This window comes from Amycolatopsis endophytica (assembly GCF_013410405.1).
GTDB lineage: Bacteria > Actinomycetota > Actinomycetes > Mycobacteriales > Pseudonocardiaceae > Amycolatopsis_E > Amycolatopsis_E endophytica.
On sequence record NZ_JACCFK010000002.1, the window covers coordinates 27374 to 39976 of the forward strand.

Annotated in this window: 11 protein-coding genes; 4 read left to right on the forward strand and 7 right to left on the reverse strand. The window is 70.7% G+C overall.

Features of this window, described 5'->3' with window-relative positions; genetic code table 11:
• Positions 1–103 precede the first annotated feature (103 nt).
• The 4 genes from HNR02_RS25625 to HNR02_RS25640 all read left to right on the forward strand — a co-directional run bounded on the left by HNR02_RS25625 (position 104) and on the right by HNR02_RS25640 (position 3067).
• Positions 104–493 (forward strand): hypothetical protein, encoded by a 390-nt coding sequence (locus tag HNR02_RS25625; RefSeq protein WP_179776146.1) that lies wholly within the window; start codon positions 104–106, stop codon positions 491–493.
• On the forward strand, positions 490–1365 hold the full coding sequence (locus HNR02_RS25630; protein WP_179776147.1) for an alpha/beta fold hydrolase: 876 nt from the start codon (positions 490–492) through the stop codon (positions 1363–1365). Before HNR02_RS25625 ends, HNR02_RS25630 begins: the two co-directional genes overlap by 4 nt.
• A gap of 113 nt (positions 1366–1478) precedes the next feature.
• Positions 1479–1925 (forward strand): Zn-ribbon domain-containing OB-fold protein, encoded by a 447-nt coding sequence (locus HNR02_RS25635; RefSeq protein ID WP_179776148.1) that lies wholly within the window; start codon positions 1479–1481, stop codon positions 1923–1925.
• Positions 1922–3067, forward strand: coding sequence for a thiolase family protein (locus HNR02_RS25640; protein WP_179776149.1), 1146 nt, complete (start codon positions 1922–1924; stop codon positions 3065–3067). The genes HNR02_RS25635 and HNR02_RS25640 overlap by 4 nt, the downstream gene beginning before the upstream one ends.
• A 315-nt stretch (positions 3068–3382) precedes the next feature.
• Here HNR02_RS25640 and HNR02_RS25645 read toward each other — a convergent pair whose 3' ends face one another.
• The 7 genes from HNR02_RS25645 to HNR02_RS25675 form a co-directional block, all read right to left on the reverse strand.
• Positions 3383–4294: a TIGR03619 family F420-dependent LLM class oxidoreductase gene (locus HNR02_RS25645; protein ID WP_179776150.1), complete on the reverse strand. Its 912-nt coding sequence runs from the start codon at positions 4292–4294 to the stop codon at positions 3383–3385.
• 524 nt (positions 4295–4818) lie between these two features.
• Entirely contained in the window at positions 4819–6582 is a 1764-nt protein-coding gene (locus tag HNR02_RS25650) for an enoyl-CoA hydratase-related protein (RefSeq protein WP_179776151.1), read from the reverse strand.
• Between the two features lie 62 nt (positions 6583–6644).
• Positions 6645–8075, reverse strand: a complete 1431-nt coding sequence (locus HNR02_RS25655; RefSeq protein ID WP_179776152.1) for an aldehyde dehydrogenase family protein — start codon at positions 8073–8075, stop codon at positions 6645–6647.
• Positions 8072–8929 (reverse strand): alpha/beta fold hydrolase, encoded by an 858-nt coding sequence (locus HNR02_RS25660; RefSeq protein ID WP_179776153.1) that lies wholly within the window; start codon positions 8927–8929, stop codon positions 8072–8074. The genes HNR02_RS25655 and HNR02_RS25660 overlap by 4 nt, the downstream gene beginning before the upstream one ends.
• Positions 8926–9300, reverse strand: a complete 375-nt coding sequence (locus HNR02_RS25665) for an SCP2 sterol-binding domain-containing protein (protein WP_179776154.1) — start codon at positions 9298–9300, stop codon at positions 8926–8928. Before HNR02_RS25665 ends, HNR02_RS25660 begins: the two co-directional genes overlap by 4 nt.
• On the reverse strand, positions 9297–11399 hold the full coding sequence (locus HNR02_RS25670; protein ID WP_179776155.1) for an acetate--CoA ligase family protein: 2103 nt from the start codon (positions 11397–11399) through the stop codon (positions 9297–9299). Before HNR02_RS25670 ends, HNR02_RS25665 begins: the two co-directional genes overlap by 4 nt.
• Entirely contained in the window at positions 11396–12580 is a 1185-nt protein-coding gene (locus tag HNR02_RS25675; RefSeq protein ID WP_179776156.1) for an acyl-CoA dehydrogenase family protein, read from the reverse strand. The genes HNR02_RS25670 and HNR02_RS25675 overlap by 4 nt, the downstream gene beginning before the upstream one ends.
• Positions 12581–12603 lie beyond the last annotated feature (23 nt).

Below are 12603 nucleotides of genomic sequence, written 5' to 3' on the forward strand. Positions count from 1 at the left end.
TGACACGCAGCAGGCGTGCCGCGGCCGCACCGACCCGGACACGGCAACTCCGTGACGGGATGCGCGGCGCATCACCACTGTGAGCCGAGGAATCAGAGGAATCATGGAGATCAACGAAGATCGCCTGCGGGAAGCGCTGAACGCCGACCCCGAGTTCCGACTCCAGGCGCGGTTCTGGAACACCCAGTTCCGCGTCGTGACAGATACCCAGAACCTGCTCGTGCGGCTCGTCGACGGAGAGGTGGTCACCGTCGACACGGCAGCCACCCCCTTCGACACCTGGGACTTCCAGCTCGCCGGGACCGACGAGCATTGGGGCGCGCTCCTGGCGCCGGTGCCGCCGCCCTTCTACCAGGACTATTACGCCGCGATGCTGTACCACGGTTTCCGGATCGAGGGGAACATGAAGATGATCATGGCCTACTACCCCGCCATCCGGCGGACGCGCGAGGTTCTCGCGCAGGTCGTGGCCGGGCAGGAGGTCGCGATATGAACCGCTTCGCCGGCGTGACGGGACGCTACGTCTACCTGACCGTGCAGGGTGTCGAGTACCGCGTCTACTTCGAGGAGGCGGGGTCCGGCACACCCGTGGTCCTGCAGCACACGGCCGGATGCGACAACCGGCAGTGGCGCCACCTCATGGAGGACACTGAGCTCGCCGGCCAGTTCCGGCTGATCGCGGCCGACCTGCCCTACCACGGCAAGTCGCTTCCCCCGGCCGGCGAGCAGTGGTGGACGACCGAGTACACCCTGACCGAGGAGTTTCTCCTCGCGTTCCACGTGGCGCTGGCCGACGCTCTTGAGCTGGAGCGGCCCATCTACATGGGTTGCTCGATGGGCGGGCACCTCGCGGCCGACATCGCGCTGAACCATCCCGGACGTTATCGCGCGGTGGTGGGCATCGAGGCCGCGCTGCACTCACACGGGATGGAGCGCATCCTTCCCTGGCTGTACCACCCGGAGATCGGCAACGACACCAAGCCCGCGATCATGTTCACCCTGTGCTCCCCGGAGAGTCCCGAAAGGTTCGTGCGCGAGACGGCCTGGGTCTACAGTCAGGGCGCCCCGCCGGTGTTCAAGGGCGACCTCGAGTACTACATGGTCGGCCACGACCTCACCGACACCGCGCGCAACATCGACACCTCCGCGATCGGCGTGTGGATCCTCAGCGCCGAGTACGACTGGTCGGCACCGCCGACGGCCGGTGCGCAGCTGGCGGCCGAGGTCGAGGGCTCACACTTCCTGCCGATGCCGGGCATGGGGCACTTTCCGATGTCGGAGAATCCGGAGCGGTTCAGGGAGATCATCCTGCCCATCCTGCGTGAGGCCGCGCTGCTGGGGCAGGAGGCCGTGGTCAGCGGATGACGGCGCCCTCCGCACCCGTCGCCATCCACCACGTCCGCGGACGTGGTGGATGGCGACGTCCATTGCTTGGCCGGCCGGGGGTTCCCGGTCACCAGGCCCGAGAGGAGCGAGCTTTGACGACCCGTACAGAAACCACCTCCGCGGGTACGGACCGCAGGATCGTCGGAGCCGGCGGTATCCGCCCGGACGGCACGCCGATCCTCACCATCTCCGTGTGCCCGCGCTGCACGCGACGGTGGTTCCCGCAACGCCAGATCTGCGCCGCCTGCGCTCACGACGAGCTTGATCACGTCGAGGCGGGGAGGGGTGGCATCGCGTACGCCTCGACCGTGGTCCGCATCGGCGCGCCCGGGTTCGCCACGCCCTACGTGCTGTCATACGTTGATGTCGACGGGGTCCGGGTGCTGACCCACACCGACCCCGCCGACCCGTCGAAGCCCGAGGCGCTGACCCCCGGCACGCGGGTGACCTTCACCGTGGGGCCCATCGGGACCACCGGCGAGGTCGAGCTGTGGTCCTACCGCGTCCGCGCCGCGGATGCGCCGGGGATCGACCGATGAGGCCGGTCTACGTGGTCGCCGCCGCGGTTGCCCCGTTCGGCAAGCAGCCCGACCGTTCCGCACCGGAACTCGGCGGCAGCGCCGCGGGAAACCTGTTGCGCGGCATCGGACTGTCGCCGGACTCCGTCGAGGCGGGCTTCGTCGGCTCCGTCTACGGCGGGTCTCTCCTCGCCCAGCGGGTGCTGCAGCGGGCCGGCATCTCAGGCCCGCCGGTGTTCACCGTCGAGAACGCGTGCGCCAGCAGCGGGGCCGCGGCCCACCTCGCCTGGCAGGCGATCGCAGCCGGTGTGTACGACTGCGTGCTGGTTGCCGGGGCCGAGAACCTGACCGCTTTCGGCAGTGGCGCCCTGCCACTGACCAGCGCCGACGTGGAGGTCGACCAGGGGCAGGTGATGCCCGCCGCCTATGCCATGCGAGCGCAGCGGTATCTGCACGAAACCGGTGCGACCGTTGCCGACCTCACCAACGTCACGGTCAAGAACCGCGGAAACGGGGCCCGCAACCCGCGCGCGCACTTCCAGAAGGAGGTCACGGCCGCGGATGCCGGCGCGTCCCGTCTGGTCGCTGATCCCTTGCGGCTGATGCACTGCTGTCCCAACACCGACGGCGCGGCCGCGGTGCTGCTCACCAGCGAGGGGTTCGCCCGCGACCTCGGGACGCCCCGCACCCTCATCCGGGCCAGCGTCATCCGGTCCGGGAGGTTTCACACCTCATTCCGGGACATGACCTGGCCGGAGATCACCGAGCGCTCCGCCAAGGCCGCCTACGACATGGCCGGGCTGGGCCCGGCGGACCTGGACGTCGTCGAGCTGCACGACGCGTTCGCCATCGCCGAGCTCCTGCACGCCGAGGCCCTCGGTCTCGCCGACCGCGGGACCGCCCACCGGGCGGTGGCGGGCGGGGAGTTCCACCGCGACGGCCGGGTCGCGGTCAGTCCCAGCGGTGGGCTGCTGTCCCGCGGCCACCCGGTCGGCGCCACCGGTGCCAGCCAGCTCGCCGAGGCGTACTGGCAGCTCACCGGTGCCGCGGGCGCCCTGCAGGTGCCCGGTGCGCAGGTCGCCCTCGCGCACACGACCGGCGGCGGCATCTACGGTGTCGACAACGGGGCTTGCTCCATCCACATCCTGACCGCGCAGGACTGACGAGCACGAGCGGGAGCTCATGGGTGCGAAGCCGACGAAATCCCCGTGGTACTCGGCGCTGTCGTTCGCCGCGCGTTCGAGGTTGGTTCCGTGGCTCCATCTCCTCGGTTCCAGTCGATGCTCGCCCCGGTGGCGCGACGCAGGTTCCGTGTGGTGCCGCGGCGGTGCTGAGGGCGACGACCGGGTCGAGCAGCCGGTAGGGGTGCGCGCCGGTGACGACCAGGCCGTCGACACCACGCTTCGACCGCTACCGCCAGCGCGCCCCCCGCCGCCCTGGTCGCGCGGACGGAACGGACTGGCGGGGGCAGCCTTCGATCAGGCCGGCCCGAACCGATCGGCGAGGCCCTCGGCCACCGCGCGCAGCGCGTGTTCGGGAAGGGCGGGCAACAGCACACGCGCTACGCCCAGCTTCTCGAATCGTTCGGACAGTTCCGACAGATCGTCGAAGGCGTTCTGGAAACCGTCGGCAGCCGGGTCGAGCGCGGCGGGCTCACCGGCGTAGGAAACCGTGATCTCGATGGCGTCCGGGTCCCCGCCGGCCGCCTGGCTTTCGGTGCGGAGGATTTCGAGAAGCGGCGCCAGCTCGGCGGGTGTCTTCGCGGCGGGGAAGAACCCGTCGCCGAGCCGGGCCGCGCGCCGGGCCGCGCGCGGGGTGTTGCCCGAGACCACCACGGGCACGGAGCCGCCGGTGGGGTGGGGGAGGCTGATCGCGTTGTCGAAATCGACATGTCCGTTGTGGACGGTTGCCCGGGTGTCGCGCCAGAGTGCGCGCAGCGCCTCGACGTAGTCGTCGAGCCGGCGGCCGCGATCGGACCAGGGCACGCCGACTGCCTGGTACTCCTCTTCGAGCCAGCCGATGCCAACGCCGAGCAGCACGCGCCCGGCGCTGAGCGCGTCCAGGGACGCGACTTGCTTGGCCAGCACCACCGGGTTGCGCAACGGCGGGATCGCCACACCCGTGGCCAGCTTGATCCGCACGGTGACCGCAGCGGCGAAGGTGAGCCAGACGAGTGGGTCGGCGACGTCGAACTCCTCCTGTCCGCCCATGACCTTGCCGGACTCGTCGTAGGGATAGCCGGTCTCGTATCCCGAGGGCAGGACGATGCGGTCCACGGCCCAGAGTGATTCGAGGCCGAGTTCCTCGGCCAGAACCGCGATGTGGCGGGCACCGGCGGCGCCGGCTCCGGTGAATAGGTTGACACCGAACAGTCCGAACTGCACAGTCACGCTCCGATCTCGATGAGGACCTTGCTGAACTGGCGGTTTGACTCGGCGCAGGTGGGCCGTCCATGGCGTCGGGGCCGTCGAGCCCCGGTCGGTCCTGGGGTGGGGCCGACGGCGCGAGGACGACGTGATCACCTCCGTCAGGCCGCCGCTGAGCACAAGGCCGCCGTAGGCGCGAAGTAGGCGACCCATGCCGCCGCGGCTGTCTGGGCGTCCAGTCCCGGGCAGGCGGGCACGATCTCCAGCGCGTACTCGCGACGGCGCAGCACCTCGGGGTCGCCGGGCTCATCGAGCGCGTCAAGGGGATTCCTTCAGTGTGCGACCGCACTGATCACGGCCGATCCTCGGCGAGTGCCGAACGTCTTGTCGCGGACCCCTTCGGGGTTTCGAACAGGATCGCTTAGCTGCCACTGCCGGCGTTCGCGCCGAGCACGTCGAGTCAGCCGGCTTGGCGTTGCGGCCACAGTGGACGGATCTGCGTCCCGCCACCGCCGTGGCCGTGTCCGGCGAACGCCGGTGCACGCGGATCAGGCGCCGTCCGCCCGCTCTTGAGGACGGCCGCGATCCGCGCCAAGGGATCCGGCTCCCGGCGCGTCGGAGGGGTCTGTGGGTTTCTCCGTGGCCACGGCGGCCCAGAACGCCGGGCCGCCGTGGTGGCGCGGAAAGCCGTAGCCGAGGGTCATCAGCAGATCCACATCGGATGCGCGAGTGGCGATGCCCGCGTCCACCAGACGGGTAGCTTCGTTCGCCATCGCGAGGACGGCGCGGCGGACGATCTCCTCGTCGGTGAATGGCCGGCGGGCTCCGCCGTCGACGACCACGCCGTTGCCCTCGAACGGTCCCGTCGCCATGCCGAACGCGCGCAGTGCACGGTTGATCTGGTCTCCGGGCGCGCCCTCGGCCAGCATGTTGTCGCACTGGGTGCGGTAGGCGCGCCACACCCGGCCGCCGAGGGAGCCGGCCCCCGCGGCGCTTACCACCGGCACCTTTCCCATCGCCCGGATCAGGTCGACCGCCCGCGCGATCGTGGCCGGGCTGGTTCGAGCGCCGCGGACGACCTCGACGACTCCGGTTGCGTGGACGGGCGGGACGAAGTGCATGCCGACGACCCGGCTCGGCTCGGGCACCTCGCCCGCCAGTTCGTCGAGGCCGAGGTCGCACGGGTGGGACGCGATGACCGTGTGGGTCGGCAGGAGCTCTCCTAGATCGTGGAGGACCCGCTTCTTCACGGCGCCCAGGTCGTCCACGATCGAGTCGATCACGAGCCCGCAGTGCGAAGCGTCACCGAGCTCGGTGGTCGTGGTGATCGAACCGGTTCGCTGCCCGGCTTCTGGTGCGGTGGTACCCCGGTCCCGCCCTTCGCGGGAGGTGTCGACCAGAACGACCGAATGGCCCGTGCGGAGGAGGGTCCGCGCGATGCCCACGCCCTGGGCTCCGGCCCCGATCACGGCGATCGGCTGTGTGTGCCCGGTGGATGTCCGGTGCCACCGGTGTTCGCGCGTCGCGGAGCGCTCGGCGAAGAAAAGGTGGCGCAGGGCGCGGGCTTCCCCGCTCGTGCGCAGCCTGTCGAACTCGGCTCGCTCGTGCGCGAGTGCGATGCGGGCCGGGACCGCTCCGGACATGAGCACCGCCCCCGTCGCCGCCACCACCTGCGGTCGTCCCTCACCTGCCGCCAGAGCGCGACGCACCGCTTCTTCTACCGAGCCAGGCGGATCGGCGACCACGGGGCGGTCGAGAAGGTTGCGTTTCACCGCGGTGCGCGCGAACGCCATCGCCGCGCCCAGGAGGTCCTCCTCCGCCAGCGCATCCACGATACCGGCCTCCCGAGCCTGCCCGGCGGCCAACCGCTCACCGGAACACACGAGGTGCAGCGCCCGGGCCATCCCGACGAGCCGGGGCAGGCGCTGGGTGCCGCCGGCGCCGGGCAACATGCCGAGACCGACCTCGGGCAGGCCGACGCTCGTCGAGCGCGCGGCCACCCGGGCATCGCAGGCGAGGGCAAGTTCGAAGCCGCCGCCGAGGACCGGGCCGGCCATCGCGGCCACCACCGGCTTGGCGCAGACCTCGATCGCCGCGGTGACCTCGGGCAGCTGGGGCCGGGGAAGCGGACCGTCGAACTCGCGGAGATCCGATCCGGTCACGAACGTGTTCCCGGTGCCGATGAGGACGACCGAGGTGACCGCGTCATCGCGCGCCGCGGCACGGACCGCGCTCAGCAGTCCGGCCCGCACCGCGGCCGTGCTGGCGTTGACAGGAGGGTTGTCGATGCGGACCACGGCCACGCCATCCATCACCTGATAGCTGATCGGTCCTGATACGTCCCGTGACTCTGTCTTCAGCGCAGACTCCCTTGTCATCCTTGGTTGACGAACTTGATCCGCTGGAACGCCCGCAGGCCCTCGATCCCGCCCTCGGAGCCGAGACCGCTTTCGCCGACACCGCCGAACGGCGTCTCGGGAAGAGACGCCTGCCATCGGTTGACCGATACCGAACCGGCGTTCAGCGCGTCGGTGAGGCGGTGCACCGCGGCCAGGTCGTTCGACCAGACGTAAGCCGCCAAGCCGAACGGCAACCGGTTCGCCGAGTCGATGGCGGCGCCGAGGTCGGTGAACGGGGTGGCAGCCGCCATCGGACCGAAAGGCTCGGTGTTCGCGATCGCGGCGTCGTCCCCGGCGCCGGCCAGCAGCGTCGGACGCCAGAAGAAGCCGGGCCGGTCGACCGTGGTTCCCCCTGCGGCGACCCGCAGGCCACGGCGCGTGGCGTCCTCGGTGAGCCGCGCCATCGCCTCGATCCGGCCGGCTGTCGCGACCGGTCCCATGTCGACCTGCTCGTCGAAGGGGTCGCCGACCCGCATCGCCTCCGCCCGCTCGGCGAATCGTGCCACGAACTCCTCGTAGATCGTGTGGTGCACGTAGAACCGGCTGGGTGACGTGCAGACCTGACCGGAGTTGCGCATGGTCGCGATCACCGCCGTGTCGGCCACACCGGCTGGATCGGCGTCGGCGAGGACGAACACCGGCGCGTACCCGCCCAGCTCCATGATCATCTGGGTCACCGTGGACGCTCCCTGCGCCAGAAGTTGCTTGCCGACCGCGGTCGACCCGGTGAACGTGGAGCCCTTGATGACAGGGGAGTTCAGCAGCCTCCGGCTGACCTCCGCCGGCTCGCCGAACACGACGTTGAGCACGCCCGGGGGCAGCCCCGCGTCCTCGAACGCGTGCACCAGGTGAAGCGCTGGTGAGGGTGTCTCCTCAGCGGGTTTGAGCACGATGGTGCATCCGGCGGCGAGCGCTCCGCTGATCTTGCGCGCCGGCGTGATCACCGGTGCGTTCCAGGGGGCGAATCCGGCGATCGGACCGAGCGGCTCCAGGCGGGTGCTCAGCACCGCACCGGGTTCGCGGCCCGGGATGACCCGCCCGTAGGTCCGCCGCCCCTCCTCGGCGGCCCACTCGATGTGCTCGGCCGCAGTGCGCACCTCCACCCGTGCCTCGCGCAGGGGTTTGCCCAGTTCCAGGCTGATCGCCGCGGTGATCTCCGCCGACCGTTCACGCACCAGCGCGGCAGCCGTGCGCAGGATCTCGCCACGGCGCAGTGGTGAGGTGTTCCGCCAGCGCAGGGAGGCGTCGTGGGCGGCGTCGAGGGCGGCATCGAGATCCCGCCCGGCCAGCAGAGGCAGGTCACCGACAGCCTGCCCGGTCGCGGGATTGGTCACCGCCACCGATGTTGTGCCGGTGCCGTGGGTCCATGTCCCGCCGATGTAGGACGCCAGGTCGGGGGTGCTCATCGCCCCGCCACCGCGATCTCGTCGAGCACGGGCCCGAGATGCGTCATGAACGCGGTGTGGTCCTCGCTCATCGGGAAGTGCCCGAGGCCCTCCATGATCACTACGGTCGCCCCGGGAACCGCCTTGGCGACGGCGAGAGTGTCCTCGGGCAGGCACGAGTAGTCGTACTCGCCGGTCAAGAGGTAGAGGGGGCAGCGTCCGGTGTCGATCGCGGCGAGCTGGCCGGGGCTGTCCGCCTCGTCCTTGTAGAAGTGCAAGTCGCCCTTGAAGACCCCAGGTCCTCCCTGTGCGTAGTGCCAGAGCGTTTCGGCGCGGTCCTGTGGGGAAGCGGCAGGACCGACGAGGCCGGACACGACCGCGGCGCACACCTCGCCACCGTGGACGTCGGGGCGGTGCAGGTAGTCGCGGTCGTAGTAGGGCGCGACGGCCGCTCCTGACTGCAGGCCGATCGCCGCTCGAAAACGATCAGGGTGCTCGCGCGCCAGCCTGAGCACGATGCGGCCGCCGATCGAACAGCCCATCACCACGGGCCGGTCGAGACCGAGCGCGTCACTCACCCCGAGCACCATCGCGGTGTAGTCGTCGGAGGTGAGCTCGTACTCGACGTCGCGCCAGTCGGCGGGCACCGATGACCGGCCGTGCCAGGGCATGTCGAAGGCGATCACCCGGAACCGTGACGTGACCTGCGGATCGTTGAGCAGGTGGCGGTACTGCCTGCTGTCGGATCCCGCGGTGTGCAGGCACAGCAACGGAACGGGCCCGTCGCCGGCTTCCTCGACGTGGATCCGGAAGCGGCCGCCGGGAAGGTCCATGTGGACGTAGCGTCCGACGATCGGCTCCACGAACGCGGTCATGCGGCACTCCTCACGGCCGGCCTCGGCTTTTCCAGCAGATCCTTGAAATAGCGCAGGTGGGACATGAACAGATGCACGTCTCCTTCGACCCGCAGGGTGCGCCGCCTCAGCAGGGCCATCAGGTCGTGATGACCAGGCCGTGGCCGGGCTTCCCAGAACGCCGTCCACTCCGCCGCCGAGGCGGCGAAGCGCAGGCGCGTGGCGGGCATGACCAACGGCCCGTAGCGGGCGCTCTCCACCCGTCCTCGCGAGATGTCGAGGAACCACTGTTCATCGCCGACATCGATCCGCACCGCCCCGCTCACCAGGCGCCCCCGCCGCACGAGCGCGGGGTCGGCATTCACGAGCTCTTGCAGTCTCGCGGGCGTCATTGCCCCTCCTTCGATCCTCCGGTGCGCACGCGGACCACCGCGTCCACCGCCGTCACTCCGTCACCGGCCCGGGCGACCAGGACCGGGTTCAGTTCCGCTTCCAGGACATCCTCGCTGCCGGCCAGAGCGGACAACCGCACCACCAGGTCCACGAGAGCGTCGAGATCACCCTCCGGCGCGCCGCGGAACCCACGCAGCGCCTGCAGTGAGGTCACTTCGTCGAGCATTTCACGGGCGGTCGCCGGATCGACCGGTGCCATGCGCACCGCGCGATCACGGTGCAGTTCGGCCAGTACACCCCCGGCCGCGACGAGAACGAGCGGCCCGACCTGAGGATCCACCCGGTACCCGACGAGAACTTCGCCCAGTGCCGGGACCATGCGCTGCACCAGGACCCGGTCGAGCTCCACGCCGGTCAGCGCGACCGCGTCGCGGATCCGGGCGGCCGCGGCTGCGACCTCGTCCGGCCCGCTGACACCGAGTACGACTCCGCCGGCGTCGGACTTGTGGGGTAGGTCCGCGGACAGCGCCTTGACCGCCACCGGGTACCGCAGCCCGTCGGGCACCGGTCCGCGCACCGGCATCACCACGTACGGGGCGACCGGGACATCCAGGTCGGCCAGCCTGCGGTAGGAATTCGCCTCGTCCAGCAGGTGCGCCGGCGCGTGGTCCGGGCGCCCGGTGCGGGTCTGCCGGGGTGCCGGGCGGGACAGCGCCGCGGCGACGACGTCGGCGCACGACTCGGGAGTGCGGAAGGCCGGCACGTCGGCCGCGGCCAGCATGGACAGGGCCTGCGGAGCGCTGGGCACGACGAACGCGGCCAGCGGGACGCCAGGGGCGGCGCGTTCGACCAGCGGCGCGACCGCGAGTTCGGGCTGCGACCGGGCGGAGCTGCCGACCACCGTGACGAGAAGGTCGAACTCCGGCGCGCTGCCGAGAACGTCAACCGCCGTGCCCATGATCTCCGGCCGGGTTCCGGCCAGAGTCAGGTCCACAATGGCACCCGGCTCGGCCTCGACCCCGGCCGCGGCGAGGCGGCGCCGGGTGTCGTCCGAGGGAGCTGCGACCTCAACGCCCCGGAGGCCGAGCTGGTCGACCACCATGGCCGCGCCGCCGCCGGTGGTGGTCAGCACACCGACTCGGCGCGCGGGGGCACCCCGCTCCCGGGGCCGCACCCTGCGCAGCAGGGGGAGTACCTCCAGCAGTCCGTCCAGTGTGGAGACGCGGGCGATGCCGCAGTCGGCGAGGAAGGCATCCGCGACATCGTCCTCGCCGGCCAGAGCGCCGGTGTGCGACTGCGCGAGCTCGGCGGCGACCGCGGACCGGCCCAGTTTGTAGGCGACAACGGGCTTCCCGCGATCCGCGGCGGCCCGGGCGAACTGCCGTAACCGGCCGGCGTGTCGCAGCGATTCCAGGAACAGCAGGTAACCGGTCACTTCGTCGTCGCCGACCGTCGACTCGCAGACTTCGCCCAGTGACAGGTCGGTTTCCCCACCGGTGGAGACCATGCGGGCGAAACCCAGACCGCGGTCGCGACCCCGGGACAACAGCGCACCCAGCAGGCTGCCCGACTGCGACGCCACCATGATCCCGCCACGCGGTACGTCCGGTTCGCTGAACGCCGCGTTGGCCGTGAGGGCGAGGCGGGCATGCGGGTTGACGACACCGAGACTGTTCGGCCCGAGTACCCGCACCCCGTAGGCCAGTGCCACCTCTCGGAGCGCTCGTTCGCGAGCGGCCCCGTCCACGCCGCTTTCGGCGAAGCCGCCGGTGAGCACGGTGACGACGCGGACACCGGCACGGCCGCACTGCTCCACCGTGTCGACGACGGCCGCTGTGGGAGTCATCAGGAACGCGTGCTCGGGAACCTCGGGCAGCTCGTCGAGCGCCCGGTACACCGGCTCGCCGTTGATCATCCCGCCACGCCGGTTGACGGGGTAGACGGAGCCGGGGAACTCATCCCGGCGCAGGTAGCCCAAGGGGCGAGAGGAGGCCTTGACCGGATCCGAGCTGGCGCCGACGAGCGCGACACTGCGCGGCGCGAACAACGCCTGCGCGAGGGGGTGATCGGTCAGCGGAGCTCGTTCCACCGCCGTCATCGGCCGGACCGCTGACTGAACCGGCGCCCCAGAACTTCCTCGGCGATCCGGTTTTTCAGGATCTCGAGCGAGCCGCCGGCGATCATCCAACCGCGGGTGCGCCGCAGGCAGTACTCGACCAGGCTCTCCTTGCTGTAGCCCATGGCACCCATGAGCTGTACGGCCTCGTTCGCGGCGCGGAAACCGGCCTCGTTGGCGGCGAGTTTGGCGACCGCCGTGTCGTAGGCGGTCGGCAGCCCGCCCCCGGCGGGCTGTGCCGCACGGGCCAGGAGCATCTGCGCCGAGTCGAGGGCGACGGCCACTTCCGCGACCTTCCACTGCAGTCCTTGGAACTCGGCCAGAGGGCGGCCGAACTGGACACGTCCCAAAATGTGTTCCCTGGCCGTGTCGAAAGCGAGCCGACCGAGGGCCAGCGACCTGGCCGCGTTGCCGAGACGCTCCACGTTGAAGCCGCTGATCTGCTTCTTGAACCCGCCCGCGCCGAGCAGGACGTTGTCCTTCGGGATGCGGCAGCCGTCGAAGTACAGCTGCGCCCACCGTTCGCCGCTCATGTACTCCGATGGCTCGCCGTGGCTCAGGCCGGGGGTGCCCCGTTCCACGAGAACGGAACCGATGCCACCTACGCCCGGTCCGAACCGGACGTAGACGAGGAAGAGGTCGGCGTCGACGCTGTGGGTGGACCAGATTTTCGTCCCGTCGAGGACGTAGTGGTCCCCGTCCTCCCGCGCGGTCGTCGTCAGGTCGGTGACCGCGGATCCGGCCTCGGGCTCGCTCATGCCGAGTGCGATCAGCGCGCGGCCGGCCAGTAGGCCGGGTAGCCAGCGGCGCTTCTGGTCCGCGGTGGCGTATTCGGCGAAGGTCCGGAGTGGACCGAAGTTGCCCGCCTGGACGATGTCCGCGCTCTTGGGGCAGACCGCGCCGACCTCCTGGATGGCGATGATCGCGTCGATGAGGGACCCACCCTGGCCCCCGTCGGTTTCCGGGAGAGCGAGGCCGAGCAGTCCCTGGCCGGCCAACAGCTCGGCCACGTCCCAGGGGAACGCCGGATCGTGCGCTCTGGTCAGCGCGCCGTCCGCCAGATGCTTCCTGGCGAAGGCCCGCACGGACTGCGCGAAGTCCTGTTGCGCTTCGTCGAGCTCGGTGAACACACCTACTCCTCGGGTGGGGCTCTTGTATGTCATGCCATGCACCTGTATACAGGTTT

What these genes read in the sequence shown, in the direction of transcription:
- HNR02_RS25675 (WP_179776156.1), bottom strand. Translation starts at nt 12,580, where the DNA reads ATGACATACAAGAGCCCCACCCGAGGAGTAGGTGTGTTCACCGAGCTC.
- HNR02_RS25660 (WP_179776153.1), bottom strand. Translation starts at nt 8,929, where the DNA reads ATGACCGCGTTCGTGGAGCCGATCGTCGGACGCTACGTCCACATGGAC.
- HNR02_RS25630 (WP_179776147.1), top strand. Translation starts at nt 490, where the DNA reads ATGAACCGCTTCGCCGGCGTGACGGGACGCTACGTCTACCTGACCGTG.
- HNR02_RS25665 (WP_179776154.1), bottom strand. Translation starts at nt 9,300, where the DNA reads ATGACGCCCGCGAGACTGCAAGAGCTCGTGAATGCCGACCCCGCGCTC.
- HNR02_RS25640 (WP_179776149.1), top strand. Translation starts at nt 1,922, where the DNA reads ATGAGGCCGGTCTACGTGGTCGCCGCCGCGGTTGCCCCGTTCGGCAAG.
- HNR02_RS25670 (WP_179776155.1), bottom strand. Translation starts at nt 11,399, where the DNA reads ATGACGGCGGTGGAACGAGCTCCGCTGACCGATCACCCCCTCGCGCAG.
- HNR02_RS25655 (WP_179776152.1), bottom strand. Translation starts at nt 8,075, where the DNA reads ATGAGCACCCCCGACCTGGCGTCCTACATCGGCGGGACATGGACCCAC.
- HNR02_RS25650 (WP_179776151.1), bottom strand. Translation starts at nt 6,582, where the DNA reads ATGGATGGCGTGGCCGTGGTCCGCATCGACAACCCTCCTGTCAACGCC.
- HNR02_RS25625 (WP_179776146.1), top strand. Translation starts at nt 104, where the DNA reads ATGGAGATCAACGAAGATCGCCTGCGGGAAGCGCTGAACGCCGACCCC.